The organism is Pseudomonas sp. NY15374 (assembly GCF_048068255.1).
GTDB classification, from domain to species: Bacteria; Pseudomonadota; Gammaproteobacteria; order Pseudomonadales; family Pseudomonadaceae; genus Aquipseudomonas; species Aquipseudomonas machongensis.
Genome location: NZ_JBLUPZ010000008.1, coordinates 20,518 through 34,615 on the forward strand (window position 1 = coordinate 20,518; position 14,098 = coordinate 34,615).

Annotated in this window: 20 protein-coding genes; 9 read left to right on the forward strand and 11 right to left on the reverse strand. The window is 59.9% G+C overall.

Going from position 1 to position 14,098, the window contains the following annotated elements; all coding sequences use genetic code 11:
• The first annotated feature begins 162 nt into the window (after positions 1-162).
• Positions 163-687 (forward strand): hypothetical protein, encoded by a 525-nt coding sequence (locus ACNFHO_RS17235; RefSeq protein WP_054894651.1) that lies wholly within the window; start codon positions 163-165, stop codon positions 685-687.
• Positions 688-777: 90 nt separating this feature from the next.
• Here ACNFHO_RS17235 and ACNFHO_RS17240 read toward each other — a convergent pair whose 3' ends face one another.
• Together ACNFHO_RS17240 and ACNFHO_RS17245 are read right to left on the reverse strand one after the other, a co-directional pair.
• Positions 778-1,011: a PLDc N-terminal domain-containing protein gene (locus ACNFHO_RS17240; RefSeq protein ID WP_054894652.1), complete on the reverse strand. Its 234-nt coding sequence runs from the start codon at positions 1,009-1,011 to the stop codon at positions 778-780.
• Between the two features lie 13 nt (positions 1,012-1,024).
• Positions 1,025-2,227 (reverse strand): zinc-dependent alcohol dehydrogenase, encoded by a 1,203-nt coding sequence (locus ACNFHO_RS17245; protein ID WP_414155358.1) that lies wholly within the window; start codon positions 2,225-2,227, stop codon positions 1,025-1,027.
• A 248-nt stretch (positions 2,228-2,475) separates the two neighbouring features.
• Here ACNFHO_RS17245 and ACNFHO_RS17250 point away from each other — a divergent pair, with 248 nt between their 5' ends.
• Positions 2,476-2,718 carry a hypothetical protein gene (locus ACNFHO_RS17250; protein WP_054894654.1) on the forward strand — a complete coding sequence of 81 codons (243 nt, stop codon included), beginning with the start codon at positions 2,476-2,478 and terminating at the stop codon, positions 2,716-2,718.
• Positions 2,715-3,512, forward strand: a complete 798-nt coding sequence (xth, locus tag ACNFHO_RS17255) for an exodeoxyribonuclease III (RefSeq protein WP_416766924.1) — start codon at positions 2,715-2,717, stop codon at positions 3,510-3,512. The genes ACNFHO_RS17250 and xth overlap by 4 nt, the downstream gene beginning before the upstream one ends.
• Positions 3,513-3,540: 28 nt before the next feature.
• Here xth and ACNFHO_RS17260 read toward each other — a convergent pair whose 3' ends face one another.
• Positions 3,541-4,032: a DUF1543 domain-containing protein gene (locus tag ACNFHO_RS17260; RefSeq protein WP_416766925.1), complete on the reverse strand. Its 492-nt coding sequence runs from the start codon at positions 4,030-4,032 to the stop codon at positions 3,541-3,543.
• A gap of 240 nt (positions 4,033-4,272) precedes the next feature.
• Between ACNFHO_RS17260 and ACNFHO_RS17265 the strand changes: the two genes are divergently transcribed.
• The gene (locus ACNFHO_RS17265; RefSeq protein WP_054893721.1) at positions 4,273-4,863 is read left to right on the forward strand and encodes a hypothetical protein; all 591 of its coding nucleotides are present in this window, start codon (positions 4,273-4,275) and stop codon (positions 4,861-4,863) included.
• Positions 4,860-5,255: a hypothetical protein gene (locus ACNFHO_RS17270; RefSeq protein ID WP_416766926.1), complete on the forward strand. Its 396-nt coding sequence runs from the start codon at positions 4,860-4,862 to the stop codon at positions 5,253-5,255. The genes ACNFHO_RS17265 and ACNFHO_RS17270 overlap by 4 nt, the downstream gene beginning before the upstream one ends.
• A gap of 115 nt (positions 5,256-5,370) precedes the next feature.
• Here the strand turns inward: ACNFHO_RS17270 and ACNFHO_RS17275 are convergent, their stop codons facing one another.
• The 6 genes from ACNFHO_RS17275 to ACNFHO_RS17300 form a co-directional block, all read right to left on the reverse strand.
• On the reverse strand, positions 5,371-5,835 hold the full coding sequence (locus ACNFHO_RS17275; RefSeq protein ID WP_054893723.1) for a hemerythrin domain-containing protein: 465 nt from the start codon (positions 5,833-5,835) through the stop codon (positions 5,371-5,373).
• 513 nt (positions 5,836-6,348) lie between these two features.
• Complete coding sequence (locus ACNFHO_RS17280) at positions 6,349-6,792, reverse strand: DUF421 domain-containing protein (RefSeq protein ID WP_414155362.1); 444 nt, start codon at positions 6,790-6,792, stop codon at positions 6,349-6,351.
• A gap of 9 nt (positions 6,793-6,801) precedes the next feature.
• On the reverse strand, positions 6,802-7,254 hold the full coding sequence (locus ACNFHO_RS17285; protein WP_416766927.1) for a hypothetical protein: 453 nt from the start codon (positions 7,252-7,254) through the stop codon (positions 6,802-6,804).
• A 66-nt stretch (positions 7,255-7,320) separates the two neighbouring features.
• Positions 7,321-7,824: a CinA family protein gene (locus ACNFHO_RS17290; protein ID WP_054893726.1), complete on the reverse strand. Its 504-nt coding sequence runs from the start codon at positions 7,822-7,824 to the stop codon at positions 7,321-7,323.
• 167 nt (positions 7,825-7,991) lie between these two features.
• Complete coding sequence (locus ACNFHO_RS17295; RefSeq protein ID WP_063544666.1) at positions 7,992-8,849, reverse strand: SDR family oxidoreductase; 858 nt, start codon at positions 8,847-8,849, stop codon at positions 7,992-7,994.
• Positions 8,850-8,935: 86 nt separating this feature from the next.
• The gene (locus tag ACNFHO_RS17300) at positions 8,936-9,475 is read right to left on the reverse strand and encodes a type 1 glutamine amidotransferase domain-containing protein (protein ID WP_063544668.1); all 540 of its coding nucleotides are present in this window, start codon (positions 9,473-9,475) and stop codon (positions 8,936-8,938) included.
• 19 nt (positions 9,476-9,494) lie between these two features.
• Between ACNFHO_RS17300 and ACNFHO_RS17305 the strand changes: the two genes are divergently transcribed.
• Entirely contained in the window at positions 9,495-9,635 is a 141-nt protein-coding gene (locus ACNFHO_RS17305) for a hypothetical protein (protein ID WP_416766928.1), read from the forward strand.
• A gap of 71 nt (positions 9,636-9,706) precedes the next feature.
• Positions 9,707-9,865 carry a hypothetical protein gene (locus ACNFHO_RS17310; protein ID WP_172964773.1) on the forward strand — a complete coding sequence of 53 codons (159 nt, stop codon included), beginning with the start codon at positions 9,707-9,709 and terminating at the stop codon, positions 9,863-9,865.
• Between the two features lie 52 nt (positions 9,866-9,917).
• Here the strand turns inward: ACNFHO_RS17310 and ACNFHO_RS17315 are convergent, their stop codons facing one another.
• Positions 9,918-10,127 (reverse strand): general stress protein, encoded by a 210-nt coding sequence (locus ACNFHO_RS17315; protein WP_051096970.1) that lies wholly within the window; start codon positions 10,125-10,127, stop codon positions 9,918-9,920.
• Positions 10,128-10,428: 301 nt separating this feature from the next.
• On the opposite strand from ACNFHO_RS17315, the gene ACNFHO_RS17320 reads away from it, so the two are divergent.
• Positions 10,429-11,511, forward strand: a complete 1,083-nt coding sequence (locus ACNFHO_RS17320) for a M28 family peptidase (protein WP_416766929.1) — start codon at positions 10,429-10,431, stop codon at positions 11,509-11,511.
• 58 nt (positions 11,512-11,569) lie between these two features.
• Here ACNFHO_RS17320 and ACNFHO_RS17325 read toward each other — a convergent pair whose 3' ends face one another.
• Positions 11,570-13,357 carry a thiamine pyrophosphate-requiring protein gene (locus tag ACNFHO_RS17325; protein WP_416766930.1) on the reverse strand — a complete coding sequence of 596 codons (1,788 nt, stop codon included), beginning with the start codon at positions 13,355-13,357 and terminating at the stop codon, positions 11,570-11,572.
• Positions 13,358-13,501: 144 nt separating this feature from the next.
• Between ACNFHO_RS17325 and ACNFHO_RS17330 the strand changes: the two genes are divergently transcribed.
• A complete protein-coding gene (locus ACNFHO_RS17330) occupies positions 13,502-14,026 on the forward strand; it encodes a cupin domain-containing protein (RefSeq protein WP_416766931.1) in 525 nt (174 codons plus the stop codon).
• Positions 14,027-14,098 lie beyond the last annotated feature (72 nt).

The window sequence follows — 14,098 nt, forward strand, 5'->3', positions numbered from 1 at the left end:
CCGACAGGGTTGAGGCTCGCCACGCTGGCGAGCCTCTGGGGCGGAGCAGGGAAATCGCAGGTGAGACGTCAATTCAATGGAATTCTCGGTCCCATCGCCTGTTCTACCGGACTCAGCTCCTGGCTCATCTCGTAGCTCGGACCCCACTTTCCGGAGCAGCGAATGCCTCGAATCATTACCCCAACCACCCCTGAACACGAGATCAACGAGCACAATGCGAGGATGTTCGGCTCTCCCAAGGAGCGCCTGGACTTCTACCGCCGCGAGATCCAGTACGAAACCAGCATCCTGGCCAATCGCACGGATGCCTACCTGGCGGCGCAATCTTTCCTGGTCATCGCGTTCGTTTCTTCCATGGGCAACCTCAATCAAGGGTGGGGCGAAATGTTCACCCTGATCGTGCCGGCGTTCCTTGCCTTGCTCGGGGTATTGAGCTCGCTCAACGCCTGGCCTGGCATCCGGGCTGCGTACAACATCATCGATCACTGGCAGCTCAAGCAAAGCCACCTGCTGCGCAGCGAGCCGTTGATGGGGTTGGCCTACGACGAGTCGCCGCTGTTCTCCGAGGCAGAGACCTCTCGTGCAGGGCATCGAAAATCACTGCTGTTTTCGTTACGCACGCCGTGGATCTTTCTGGTCTTCTGGGTGCTGCTGGGTAGCTACTCGGTCTACATCCAACTGGCCTGAGCGCGTCGATCCTGGACGTTCGGTTCGAGCATCCAGGGCTCGACGCGGGCTCAGCGGGCGAGGTGTGCCGTAGCGCCAACCTCAGTAACGTCAGCCTTTGCTGTGCTCGTCAGAAGTGGGCCCGGTGCCTCGTTTGATGCCTCGTGGGCCAGCAACGCCCCAGATACCCAGACCCACGAGCGGTAGCGCCAGGATCAGCAGGGCCCAAGCCGCTTTGACGGCATCCGTCTTGTCGCTCCTGAACACGCTGACGATTGCCCACAGATCGATGAGTAGAAGAATTGCCGCCACGGCAATCCAGAAGTAACTGGCTAAACCGTTCATGACCTTGCCTCCTCTACACGTAGTCAGGGCCCAGGGTGCCCGCCGCAGCGCCTGGCACGAGGATGACCTTGCGGCAGTTGTCCTGCTTCTGATCGAATATCTTGTATCCCATCGCCGCCTCCTCGAGCGCCAGGCGGTGGGTGACGATCAGTTCCGGTTGCAGGCGTCCGGCTTCGATGTGTTGCAGCAGCTCTGGCAGGTATTTCTGGACATGGGTCTGACCCATCTTGAAGGTGAGGCCCTTGTCGAAGGCATCGCCGAACATGAAGGCGTGGATGAAGCCGGCATACACACCGGGGACGCTGACAACCCCGCCACGGCGAACCGCAGCAATGCTCTGGCGTAGCGCCTTGCCACTGCTGCCTTCGATTTTCAGCGCTGTCATCACCGTTTCTGCAGTGCTGCCCTTGGCCTCGAAGCCGACCGCGTCGATCACGGCATCCACGCCGCGCATGCCAGGTGTCTGACGGATGATGCTGTCTGCAGGGTCGTCGTCCTGCTCGAAGTTGATGGGTATGACTCCGTAGGCCTCCTGGGCATACGCCAGGCGGTAATCGTTGTCGTCGACCATGAAGATGGTCTGGGCGCCGAGCATCCGCGCGCAGGCAGCACTCAACAAGCCCACTGGCCCGGCCCCGTAGATGGCCACTGACGAACCCTGGCCGATGTCGGCATTGATCACCGCCTGCCAGGCGGTCGGCAGAATGTCGGAAAGAAACAGCACCTTGTCATCGGCAAGGTTCGTGGGCACTTTGAACGGGCCGACATTACCTTTGGGCACCCTGACATAGTCGGCTTGGCCGCCAGGGATACCGCCATACAGATGGCTGTATCCGAATAGGGCAGCTCCTGGGGGAATGCCTTTTTTGTTGATGATCGCGCCGCGCCCGGTGTTGGTAGTCTCGCAAGCCGCGAACAGATCGTGCTGACAGAAGAAGCAACTGCCGCAGGCGATCACGAAGGGGATCACGACGCGATCGCCGATCTTCAGATTGGTAACGGCACTGCCGGTGTCCTCGACGATACCCATGAACTCGTGCCCGAAAATATCGCCCGCTTCGGTTTGCGGAATTTTGCCTCGATAGAGGTGCAGATCGGAGCCGCAGATGGCGGTGGCGGTCACCTTGAGGATGATGTCGTCTTGTTCCTGGATGATGGGATCAGGGACGTTATCGACCCTGACGTCGTGTGCTCCGTGGTAGGTCAATGCTCTCATGAGTGTCTGCTCCTGCAAGTGCATGTTTGCGTGGTAGGTATGCAGGGGAAGCCATGACAGTCAGCAAAGTTCAGGTGAGTAAGTCCGGTGGTACTAAATACTGACTCGCTAAATAGCGGCTTCTGTTCGATCGGGGTAAGCGGGAACAGGCTGCATCCGACAAGCACCAGCGGTCCTGATCCAATGCTCATTGGAACGTTGCGCGCAGGGCGGGCTCTCACAAAGAGGGGTATAACGAGGCCGTCATCATGAGCATCGAACGCAGCATTCCTGAACTTGAAGCCTGGTACGCACAGTACGACGACGTCAGTTACCGGCGCGAGTCGCCGGATGCCTACCACCATGAACTGGTTCGCACCGCCGAGGCGCTGCGTGACGATGGCGCCATCGACTGGGATGACTGGCTGGCGCTGAAGGCGTTGGCCGATCAGGCCCATGTCCGGGCACTGGAAGACGCCGTCCAGGCCCACGTGAACGACCCTGACGCATGAAAGCGCTGAAGATTGCCACCTTCAATATCAATGGCATCCGCAGCCGCCTGCCCGCGTTGTTGGCCTGGCTGGCGCGGGAGCAACCGGACATCGTCTGCCTGCAGGAATTGAAGGCGGCCGATCAACAGTTTCCTCGCGAGGCGCTTGAGGCGGCGGGTTATGGCTGCCTTTACCAAGGGCAACCTTCTTGGAACGGCGTTGCAATCCTGGCGCGCGATAGCGAACCACTGGAGGTCCGTCGTGGCCTGCCCGGCATGGAGGACGATGAGCAGAGCCGCTATCTCGAAGCTGCGGTGCAGGGCGTGCTGGTGGGCTGTCTGTATCTGCCCAATGGCAACCCGCAACCCGGCCCGAAGTTCGAGTACAAATTGCGCTGGTTCGAGTGCCTGATCAAGCATGCCCAGGCACTGCATGGCAGCAGCCATCCCACGGTGCTGGCGGGCGATTTCAATGTCGTGCCGACTGACCTGGACATCTACAACCCACGTTCGTGGCTCAAGGACGCGCTGCTGCAACCTGAGTCACGGGCGTGTTTCGAGCAGTTGCTGGCGCAAGGCTGGGTCGATGCTGTTCGCCACCTGTACCCAGAGCAGCGCATCTACACGTTCTGGGACTATTTTCGCAATCACTGGGCACGCAATGCCGGGCTGCGGATCGACCACTTGCTGCTCAATCCCGACCTGGCCCCCTATCTGAAACGGGCGGGTGTGGATGCCTGGGTACGCAACGAGGCCAAGGCCAGCGATCATGCGCCGGTCTGGATCGAACTGGGCAGGCGCCGCCAGCAACGTTAGCGGTCAGCGTTTCGGTCCACACCTTCGCTCAGATGACGATGTAGTCGCTGCGCTGCAGCGTGCCTCGATGCTCGCCCTCGACCAGCTGCACGTAGCGACCGTCGACCAGGTCCACCGGCAGGCAGTCGTCGACATCCACCACTGTGTCGGTATGCGGCTTCAGCCAACCGGCTGCCATGCGTCGCTTGCCAATCTGCTTGGCGGCGGCCTTGTCGGTAGCCGTTACCAGCAAGTAGCGGTGATCCTCGCCAAACACGCCAGGTGCGTAGCCTCCCAGGTTCAGCAAGAACAAGCGCATGGCGCCGGGCGGTGGTGCGGCGTGGCCGAGCTCGACGCGATAGCCATCCACACCGTGGACTTCCAGCCAGGAATCGATGTGCAAGCCTTTAGGGCTGCCGAACCAGGCGCTGCGCAGCTGCGGGTAGGTCTGGTCGAGCGTGTCGGCGTGGGCGAAGACCACGTCGTGGACTTCGATGCTGGCCCGAGGATGTCTTCCTCCGAGCATGACAACGTAGAGCATGGGTGAGCCTGTGGTACGGGTCAGGGGGCATATGTTGGCATAGCGCTTCGTTGATTGCTCGGCGGTATGCGGGCTTCGTCAAGTGATGCTCGCAGCATGCTGACGCCGCAACCATGTGTGCTCCCGCTCACAGTCGTCGACACTTGATTTGACGTAACCCTGTCAGGCAACTAGCTTTCCATGCCTACTTCCTCCGATGCGCTGCGTCTGAGCGATAACACTGACAAGGACTGTTGCGTCATGACCATTTCCCTCAAGCACGGGCTTGCGGCATTGCTCTGCTGCGGTGCAGTTACCGCACAGGCCGAACCTTCCTCGGTCGGCGACTACTGGCTCATCCACCAGCAAGGCGGCATGTACAAGAACGAAGCCTTCGTCGTCGATGGCGAGCCTGCCAATATCTTCCAGCGCCCGGGCGGTATCCGTTCGCTTGGGGTATTCAGGCTTTACGAAGAGGGCGCCAAGCCGACCATGACCGCCTATGACGTCGAGGTCGATTGCGCCAAAAATCGTGTGCGCCTCAAGGGTGCGCAGAACGTCGACAAGTTCTACAACGATATCCGGCCGGTGAAGGTCTCCACTCAGTGGCAGAAGAAGCCCGAGACGTGGTTGGCGCAGAGCCGTGACTTTCTTTGCCAGCCAAGCCAGCGCCAGGCCAAGTTCATGATTCCGATGGGCAAGATGCTGCCCACCCAGATGGTGGCGACCGCTCCAGGCCTGTTCCAGTTGCGTAACCGCGAGCATGGCAGGGACCTCATCCTGAAGATGGTCGATCAGGCCTTCGACCAGATGCCCGCCCGGAATGCACCTGCCAAGGAGGTGGTGCGATGAAAACACTGCTCTCGCTGATGATCGCCGCACTGCTGCTCGTCGGCTGCTCTGCCATTCCGACCCTGCCCGAAGCCCAGGCCCGCAGTTACTGGAAGAACCGCCCGGTGGCCCAGGCGGTCGATCACTTCGGTACACCCAGCGAGATCGCGCTGGCACCGGAGAAGGACTGGGTGGTGCTGATCTATCGCCGCGACACCTCTTATGTGTCGCGTGAAGCGCTGGGTACCTACACCGGTCCGCAGAACGGCCAACTGGTGCATACCGAGTATTGGGGCGATGTGGTCAACTCGGCCAGCTGTGAAATCCGCGTGGCGGTCAATCGGGCCAGGCAGGTGGACTACCTGCTGACTCGGGGTCGCTGTGGTGGCATCAAGCTCACCCCCAACGCCTGAGCAAGCTGGCTCGGGGCGCTCAGACCTGCTGCCTGAGCCGTTTCAACTGCTTCCTGGAACAAGCTCGATGAGAAATTCCCTGCCAGCTTCATCAGGCTGGCAGGGAATGGCCCCATCAGGCGGCCCGCTGCTCGCCCTTGAGCAACTTTTTCTGGGTTTCCATGGTTTGCCCGAGCTGTTCCAGCATGTCTTTGCCAAGGAGTTTTTTGGCGGTCGGGAAGAGCTCGCCTTCTTCTTCCTCGATGTGATGCTCCAGCAGCTCTTTCATGACCTTGACCCGACCGGCAAACTCAACGGTGCCGGTGTCAGTGCCGAGAAGGTCAGGGATGACGAGGGAGTCGACAGTGCGGTGCTCCTCCTTGGCCTCGTAGTACATCTTCGCTTCTTCCTTGCCCCCGGCTTCCTTGATGGCCGGGTAGAGGATTTCCTCCTCGAGCGCCGTGTGAATCTGCAATTCCTGCTCGATTCTCTGCAGTAGCTCGGCACGTTTTTTCACGGCTCGCTCTGTGGTGGCGGACAGTTCTTCAAGAAGCTTCTTCACCAGCTTGTGATCCTGAATCAGCAAATCGATAGCGTTCATGGCGTTACCTCATCACGGGTTGAGAATACAAAACTTGCCTGGGGTTGAGTCACGGCGAAGCGGCGGGGTTCAACGTTCACGATGGGTGGCATCAGCGATCCGGGCACAGATCAGCGATGACCAGCGCTGCCCGATTAACAGCCAGGTGGATAAGGTCTTGTGACGGGTTGCCAAGTAGAAGGAATTTAGGCGTGGCGTGGAAATCATATGTCATGCGAGAGACATTGAATGCGCCAGATCCTTTCACCCACCCTCAACTGAACAAGAACAAAAGGGGGCTTACATGAGTTGTCTAATCTGCGCGGGTCAGGCTGAGTCCGTCGAATGCATCAGCGGTTGGGAGGAGCGGCGATGCTCCCGATGTGGTTGTTACCGGATGTCCCATTCACTCATTCTGATGATGATGGAAGAGGGGCAGATTTTCGATGCCGAACGTATGCGCGAGTGGTTGATGTCCCATCGCGACAGGATGCCCGTTCCCAGCATCGATCATGCCCAGGCGATATGGGTGCTTTAGTCGGCTGGAATGATCGAGATCTTGCCATTGCGCTCCACGATGGCAAACTTCACCTGCTCGATGTTCTCGATACCCTGGCTATCCCGCGCCGACTCAAGAATGTCGTCTTCCGTGAGGCGCGCGCGGCGCATTCGGTGATGCAGAAAGCGCCCGTTTTCGACGACCAGGGTAGCGTGCCCATCCAGAAGCCGCGCCAAGGGCTTGGAGTTGAGCTTCGCCAACGACAGCCCTACGTCGAGGACGATCAGCGTAGCAATCACCAGCATGGCGTTGGTGAACGAAAAATCCTCACCCAGCAGCGCCTGTTGAGTCGCCTCTCCAATAATCAGCAGTAAGACGAAGTCGAAGGTGGTCAGGTCGGCCAGAGAGCGTCGTCCGGCTACGCGGAATAGCAGCATAAGGGCCAGGTACATCCCAGCTGCGCGGAGGATCGAATCCATGACGCACTCCTATGGGTAGAGGAATGTGGAGAAGTGGACAGCGCTTCGGGGGCCTGCCCTGACGACGCCCTCCAGGGTACCCACGTGATCACTTCGAAGCGTCAGGTACAAGGTGGCCACGCCGTCGTTGCGGGTACCCAGTTGCAGTAACAGGGCAGGGCCGTGCGACATCGAACGCTGCGGTTCCGGCTGCATCGTCTCGATACTGGCAGCGCGAAGTAAAGAGCCCTCGAGCTCTATCTCCACCGGCTGCCCAGGCTCGCCTCGAACAGTGATGTAGAGGTTGTCGGTCGTACCACTGCGACTGAGGCGCTGATACTCGACTTTGACACGACCATCCGGGCTGACCACCTCAGCATCGCTGAGCGGGCCGTTGCCGAACAGCCCTGCCAAGGCCAGCAGGACGATGATGACGAGTACATACCAGCCAACGCGCTCGAAGCGCCAGACGCGTTGCTGCATCGACATGTCTTCTTGAACAGGATTGCGTCTGGACGCCCATTCGTCTTCCGGCATGATCCTTTGCCCTCAGGCGCGCTCGCCGCGAAGCCAGCGTTGGTGATAGTGAGCAAGCCGCGTCAGCCCGAACAACGCTCCCTGGCGCATGACCTCAGACCGCTCACCGAAGAAACGTTGGGTACGGGTAAATACGGCTGTGGGCTCCCCGGCAAAAGCCCAGGCAAAGCACAGGGTGCCCGGTGGCACACCGGACTCAGGCGCGGGCCCCGCGACGCCAGTGGTAGCGATCGCGACATTGGCGTCGCTGTCTCTCAACGCCCCCAGCGCCATTTCCCAGGCTACTGGCTCGCTGGTCAGGCCGTAGCGTTCGATGGTTTCGGCGCTGACGCCAAGCAAGCGTTTCTTGGCGCTGGGGGAGTAGACCACATAGCCACTTTCCAGTACCTCCCCGGTGCCGGGCACCGCCGCCAGAAGCGCCACCATGCAACCTGCCGTGCACGACTCTGCGGTCGTCAGGATCAACTTGTTGTCTTTGAGATAGCTGAGGGCAGTCAATACGGGTTCGCTTGCCATAAGACATGACTCGCTTGTTGTTGTGCGGTGGACGCAATCAAGCGGTGATTGGTTCAGCTCAATCGGTGTCCACGGCGCAAAAAACAGCACGTGAGGAGGGGTAGCACAACGCTGATTCCATCCCGAAAGTCAGGAAGTAGGCTCGCCTTCTGGCGAGCCTCTTTTCGTCAGAGGATCGGTTTCCCGCCGGTAACAGCGTACCGTGAACCACTGATGTAGCTCGCCTCGTCGGAGCCGAGCAGCACGTAGATTGGCGCGACCTCCACCGGCTGTCCTGGCCGCCCCATGGGGTAGCTGGAGCCGAAGTTTCTTACGGCCTCGTCGGGCATGGTAGCCGGGATCAGAGGCGTCCAGATGGGGCCGGGCGCAACGCTGTTGACTCGAATCCCTTTCTTCCCTAGTAGCTGAGCCAACCCAGCCGTGAAGTTGGCAATGGCGCCCTTGGTCGTGGCGTAGGCCAGCAAACTGGGGGATGGGTCGTCGGAGTTGACCGAACTCGTGTTGATGATCGAGCTGCCCTTGGGCATGGAGGGTAATGCTGCTTTGCAGATCCTGAAGATAGCGGTGATGTTGGTATCGAAGGTTTTCACCCATTCGTCATCGCTGATCTCCTCCAGGGTCTCATGGGCCATCTGGAAGGCAGCGTTGTTGACCAGGATGTCTATGCGCCCGAACTGTTTGACGGTCTTCTCGACGATGTCATGGCAGTGCTGTTTCTGCGCCAAGTCTCCAGGGAGCAGAAGACATTTTCGCCCTGCTGCTTCGACCCAGCGCGCAGTGTCCTGCGCATCTTCATGTTCGTTGAGGTAAGCGATGGCGACGTCAGCACCCTCGCGTGCATAGGCGATGGCGACTGCCCGCCCGATGCCACTGTCAGCACCGGTGATGAGCGCAATCTTGCCTTCCAGGCGGTTGTGGCCGGTATAGGAGTGCTCACCACAATCTGGATAGGGCTCCATCTTGCGTTGTGAGCCGGGGACGCTTTGCGGTTGCGAAGGAAAGGGCGGCGTAGGGAAGTCTCGCATGGTAAAAGCTCCTGCGGTTGTGCCACGGATTTTTTAAGGCTGATCGTGTCAGCGCGCCTTGCCTTTTCGGTGTGCTGAGAGAGGGCTCAACCGACCAGCATCTTGATCAGTTGCTCGTTGAATGCCGGGATATCGTCCGGCTGGCGGCTGGTGATCAGGTTGCCATCCACCACTACCTCTTCATCAACCCAGTCACCGCCTGCATTGCGAATATCGTCCTGCAGCGTCTTGTAGCTGGTCATCCGCTTGCCTTGGACCAGGCCGGTCGACACCAGCAGCCAGGCGCCATGACAGATGACCGCCAATGGCTTGTTTGCAGAGTCGTGGCTTTTCACCAGCTTCTGGGCGCCAGGTATCAGCCGGATGGTGTCGGAATTCTGCACGCCGCCCGGCAGGACAATGGCGTCATAGAGATCCAGGTGGGCACTGTCGAACGTTGCATCCACGGCAAACTCGTCTGCCGGCTTGTCATGGTTCCAGCCGCGTACAGTTCCCTCCTTGTCACTCAGGATGTCGACCACGGCGCCAGTTTTTTCCAGGGCTTCACGCGGGCCGGTGAGCTCTATCTGTTCAAACCCGTCAGTGACCAGGAAAGCCACGCGTTTGCCGCTCAGTTGCGCATTCATTGTGAATTCTCCGTTTACGATGGACCTGAAAGGGAAGGCCATTCCATCAACCGCGAAGTTCAAAGACGATGCTTCGAATCGCGTCAAGCTGACCAATGGGCAGCAATTGAAAAAAATTGCAGGCGTGATTGCTGGCGTGGCGTCGTATTTTGCCGCCTAGCGTTTCCTTTGAATTTTTCTCGTCCTTCGTCCCTCACAGGCACATGAGTAATATTGCCGGGAGGCTTTGCTATGCAACCAAAAACCGAAGGTCTTGAAGAGCACGGCCCAAGTGGTGTGCCGTTCATCAACGATCCGGAAAAACCGACTTCACCGCCTTTGAATGACGCTGACGCCACTGGTGCTGCAGAGGCTGAGGAAGACATCGAAGACGATGGCCAATCTCTCTGAAGAGCGCCAGGGCGAGTTCTCGCCCTGGCACCTTCAACATTGGCCAGCGGCCTTAGCTGTTGCGACCGCCTCCGTGGCTGTTTTGTCCGCCCTTGCGGCCAGCCTCCGAGGCGCGTTCACGGTCGTTGGCAAAGTTGCCGCCCGAGGATTGGCCACCCTTGCGCCCCGCCTCGGACGCTTTCTCTCGGTCGTTGGCAAAATTGCCGGGGTTGTTCTGTGCAGTGCCGCCTTGATGCCCGCGATTGGTTTGGTTGTTAGCCATGATCTTTCACCTCATGTCAGTCACACAGGAAAGTCTGTGTTCAACTTCGACCGCTAGCCTGGAGGCAATCACTCCCACAAATTCGCATCCACCGGACGAAACGCATGAAGTATTAGGCGCTTTATTTCATGTGTCCTAGAGCCTGCGCCGCAAGTAGCCTGGAGCGCTACTCATGAGTCCTCTGGCATTGTTTCCACCAAAGGTGGTTGCTCAAAGAAATGCCTGCAATACCAGCCAATCGGCTGAACGCGGGCTGATGGGGCAGGGTCAACAACTGGCGATGGAGTGAGGAGGGTGAGCGGTGGAAATCCATGCGTTATTGACCGAGCTGCTGAATGCTCGCGGCCCTGGCGGCCAGGAAGATGAGGTAAGGGCCATCTGTCAGCGCGAATTGGCTTCTTTGTGCGACGATGCGCGTATTGACGGGGCTGGCAATGTCGTGGGCGTGGTTCGAGCGGGGCATTCCTGTAATCCAGAAGACGCCATCAGGGTCATGGCACACCTTGATGAGATTGCAATGATCGTCAAGAACGTCCGCGAGAACGGAACGCTGGAAGTTTTGGCCTTGGGTGGTGCTCAGCCGATCAGCTTCGGTGTCTGCCCTGTCGATATCCTTGGCGATGAAAAAAACCTGCCCGGTGTTCTGTCCTATGGCTCGATGCACAACAGTGGTCGGACTTCCAACGGGAGAGATGTGCTCGCAGGCAATGTTCAGTGGAAGGATGTATACGTAGTCACGCGCATGTCGAAGCGCGAGCTGCAAGGCGCTGGCGTGCGCCCCGGCACCCGCGTGGTGCTCAGTCAGCATTGGCGCAAACCGTTCACTGTCCATGACTGTGTGGCTGCCCATTTTCTTGATGACCGTGCACCGCTCACTGCGGTGATCGAGTGCGCCCGTTTGCTGCGAGCACGGCGTGAGGAATTGCACCAGGATGTGTGGTTCGTCTTGACCACGCTGGAAGAGGAATCCAATGCCGGTGCGCTCTACGCGGCAGCCAGGTTACCGGGAGAGACCACCATTGCGGTCGAGGTCGGGCCGGTGCTTGAAGAATATGGAACGGAGCTGACGGCCAACCCGATCATCAATACCGGCGATCAGAAGGGATACTACAGCCGCACCGTGGTGCAGGCGCTGATGACCGCCGCTCGGCGGGCAGGGTACGTTCCCCAAACCGCATTGCTGGTAGATTTTGCATCCGATGCCAGCGCGGTGTTGAGTACAGGTATTGATGCCAAGGCTGGCTGCATCGCGATCCCGACCGAAAATACCCATGGTTTCGAGATGGCCCTGCTGGAAGGAATCTCGGCCTGCGCCGTCACGCTCGTCGAATATCTGATAGATCCGCATCCTGACAAGCGGTCCGACGCCTCATCCACAAGATGAGCGCCGCCCCGGATAGCTAAACCGCAACCCGCGCCTGAGCGCGGGTCTCGGGCAGGGTCTATTTTTTACTCGGCAGTACTGAGCTGAACACTTGCTTGGCAGTCTGGACGATGACACCACCCTGATTCGGATCGCCATGAAGCAACGCACTGGCGAACTTCTTCGCTTGCTCAAGCTTGATGTGGGGTGGCAACGGCGGGACGTCCGGGTCGGTCTTGAACTCGATCAGCACCGGTCGGTCGGCTGCCAGGGCGCGCTCCCAGGCGCTGGCAATGTCTTCTTCACGCTCCACATAGATGCCTTGCAGGCCAATGGAAATGGCGAACAGGTGATAGGGCACGTCCGGGATCGATTGCGAGGCCTCGAATTTGGGGTCACCTTCCATGACCCGTTGTTCCCAGGTCACCTGGTTGAGGTCTTCGTTGTTGAACACCGCGCAGATCCACTGCGGGTTGTCCCACTGGCGCCAGTATTTGGCCACGGTGATGAGCTCGGCCAGGTTGTTCATCTGCATCGCGCCGTCACCCACCAACGCCACCACCGCGCGCTGAGGGTGGGCGAACTTCGCCGCGATGGCATAAGGTACCGCCGCGCCCATGCTGGCAAGGCCGCCGGATAATGAGCATTGCATCCCTTCGCGGATCTTCAGGTCGCGGGCGAACCAGTTGGCGCACGACCCAGAGTCGCTGGTGACGATGGCGTGGTCCGGAAGGCGCGGGGAGAGTTCGCACACCACGCGTTGCGGGTTGATCGGGTCGGCCTTGGCCAGCGCGCGCTTTTCCAGGGTCTTGTCCCACTGTGTGCGCCAGCGTTCGACCTTGCCGCGCCAGCGCCGCTCGCTTTTGTGCTGCAGCAAGGGCAGCAATGCTTGCAGGGTTTCGCTGGCATCGCCGACCAGGTTGACTTCCATTGGATAGCGCAGGCTGAGCATGTCCGGTTGCAGGTCGATCTGCACGCCACGGGCCTGACCTTCCTTGGGCAGGAACTCGGCATAGGGAAAGCCTGAGCCGATCATCAGCAAGGTGTCGCACTCATTCATCAACTGGTAGCTCGGTTCCGTACCGAGCAGGCCGATGGCACCGGTGACCCAGGGCAGGTCGTCAGGCAGCACGGCCTTGCCCAGTAGTGCCTTGGCCACGCCGGCGCCGAGCTTTTCGGCGACGGCGATGACCTGCTCGGTGGCCTGCAAGGCGCCGGCACCGACCAGGATCGCCACCTTTTTCCCGGCATTGAGCACCTCGGCCGCCCGCTGCAGGTCAGCGTCGAACGGCACGACCTTGGGCTTGCTGTAGCCGATGCCCGAATGCACCGTGCCGTGTGCCCTCGCCGGCTCCTGATAGGGCAGGTCCTGTAAGTCATTGGGCAGGATGATGGCGGTGACCCGACGTTCGCCGACGGCGGTACGCACTGCACGGTCGAGCAGGTGCCGCACTTGCTCCCGGGTCGAGGCCTGCTGTACGAAGGCTCCGGCCACATCCTTGAACATCGACAACAGGTCGAGCTCTTGCTGGTAATGCCCGCCTAGCGCCGCACGCGCTTGCTGGCCGACGATGGCCAGTACCGGCTGGTGATCCATTCGTGCATCGTAGAGGCCGGTCAGCAGGTGCGAGGCGCCGGGTCCGGAAGTGGCGATGCACACACCGAGCTCACCGGTGAACTTGGCGTGAGCGCTGGCCATGAATGCGGCCATCTCTTCATGGCGGGCCTGGATGAATTCAATCTTCCCGTTGGCTCGGCTCAATGCACCAAATACGCCATTGATGCCGTCCCCCGGGTAGCCGAAGATGCGTCGAACGCCCCACTGGTACAAGCGCTCGACCAGGAAGTCGCCTACCGTCGTTGTCATCGTCTTCTCCCTATCTGTGATCAATAGGGTCTGGACTGGGCCGCGGAGGGTAAAGTTTCAACAGGTTGTAGGTGGTCAGTCCATAGGAACCTCGGCACGGGTATGGCTTCTCAAGGACATTACCAGCCTGATCAGGATGCCCTCATGATTGCCATCGACAGTAGCGCCCAGCCCATCCAGGCCTTGCGATTCGAGGACGACGGCGCGACACCCAATAGCCGTTTCCCCGTGTTGCTCTACCAGCTGAAACTTGCGCCTGCGCATGACAACGCCAGCGCGTTCGAGTCCTTGTTCGCCGCTCATCAGTGGACCCCGCTGTGGCGTGCCGGGATTTTCGACTACCACCATTTCCACCCCAATGCACACGAGGTGCTCGGCGTTGCCCGCGGCCAGGCTCCGATCATGCTGGGCGGCGCAGCGGGTCAGGCGCTGACGGTCAAGGCGGGCGATGTTCTGGTTTTGCCGGCAGGGACAGGCCATCGTTGCATCTCGTCCAGCGACGAATTCCTGGTCGTGGGCGCCTATCCCCAGGGGCAGGAAGATTACGATACCCAGCGACCCGAAACCGGCGCTCACCAGCAGGCGCTGGCGCGTATTGCCCGAGTGCCGCACCCGGAGCAAGACCCGGTGACGGGCGTACATGGTGCGCTGATGAGGCTCTGGCAGTGATCAGCAGCAAACGCGTCAAAAGAACGCCTGGATTTCCGCTTGAGAGAAACCCAGGCGAGATCAGCTGGCCAG

Bases quoted from the DNA above. Each gene is read 5' to 3' on its own strand.
- ACNFHO_RS17235 (WP_054894651.1), top strand. From the start codon at position 163: ATGCCTCGAATCATTACCCCAACCACCCCTGAACACGAGATCAACGAG.
- ACNFHO_RS17240 (WP_054894652.1), bottom strand. From the start codon at position 1,011: ATGAACGGTTTAGCCAGTTACTTCTGGATTGCCGTGGCGGCAATTCTT.
- ACNFHO_RS17245 (WP_414155358.1), bottom strand. From the start codon at position 2,227: ATGAGAGCATTGACCTACCACGGAGCACACGACGTCAGGGTCGATAAC.
- ACNFHO_RS17250 (WP_054894654.1), top strand. From the start codon at position 2,476: ATGAGCATCGAACGCAGCATTCCTGAACTTGAAGCCTGGTACGCACAG.
- xth (WP_416766924.1), top strand. From the start codon at position 2,715: ATGAAAGCGCTGAAGATTGCCACCTTCAATATCAATGGCATCCGCAGC.
- ACNFHO_RS17260 (WP_416766925.1), bottom strand. From the start codon at position 4,032: ATGCTCTACGTTGTCATGCTCGGAGGAAGACATCCTCGGGCCAGCATC.
- ACNFHO_RS17265 (WP_054893721.1), top strand. From the start codon at position 4,273: ATGACCATTTCCCTCAAGCACGGGCTTGCGGCATTGCTCTGCTGCGGT.
- ACNFHO_RS17270 (WP_416766926.1), top strand. From the start codon at position 4,860: ATGAAAACACTGCTCTCGCTGATGATCGCCGCACTGCTGCTCGTCGGC.
- ACNFHO_RS17275 (WP_054893723.1), bottom strand. From the start codon at position 5,835: ATGAACGCTATCGATTTGCTGATTCAGGATCACAAGCTGGTGAAGAAG.
- ACNFHO_RS17280 (WP_414155362.1), bottom strand. From the start codon at position 6,792: ATGGATTCGATCCTCCGCGCAGCTGGGATGTACCTGGCCCTTATGCTG.
- ACNFHO_RS17285 (WP_416766927.1), bottom strand. From the start codon at position 7,254: ATGCAGCAACGCGTCTGGCGCTTCGAGCGCGTTGGCTGGTATGTACTC.
- ACNFHO_RS17290 (WP_054893726.1), bottom strand. From the start codon at position 7,824: ATGGCAAGCGAACCCGTATTGACTGCCCTCAGCTATCTCAAAGACAAC.
- ACNFHO_RS17295 (WP_063544666.1), bottom strand. From the start codon at position 8,849: ATGCGAGACTTCCCTACGCCGCCCTTTCCTTCGCAACCGCAAAGCGTC.
- ACNFHO_RS17300 (WP_063544668.1), bottom strand. From the start codon at position 9,475: ATGAATGCGCAACTGAGCGGCAAACGCGTGGCTTTCCTGGTCACTGAC.
- ACNFHO_RS17305 (WP_416766928.1), top strand. From the start codon at position 9,495: ATGGACCTGAAAGGGAAGGCCATTCCATCAACCGCGAAGTTCAAAGAC.
- ACNFHO_RS17310 (WP_172964773.1), top strand. From the start codon at position 9,707: ATGCAACCAAAAACCGAAGGTCTTGAAGAGCACGGCCCAAGTGGTGTG.
- ACNFHO_RS17315 (WP_051096970.1), bottom strand. From the start codon at position 10,127: ATGGCTAACAACCAAACCAATCGCGGGCATCAAGGCGGCACTGCACAG.
- ACNFHO_RS17325 (WP_416766930.1), bottom strand. From the start codon at position 13,357: ATGACAACGACGGTAGGCGACTTCCTGGTCGAGCGCTTGTACCAGTGG.
- ACNFHO_RS17330 (WP_416766931.1), top strand. From the start codon at position 13,502: ATGATTGCCATCGACAGTAGCGCCCAGCCCATCCAGGCCTTGCGATTC.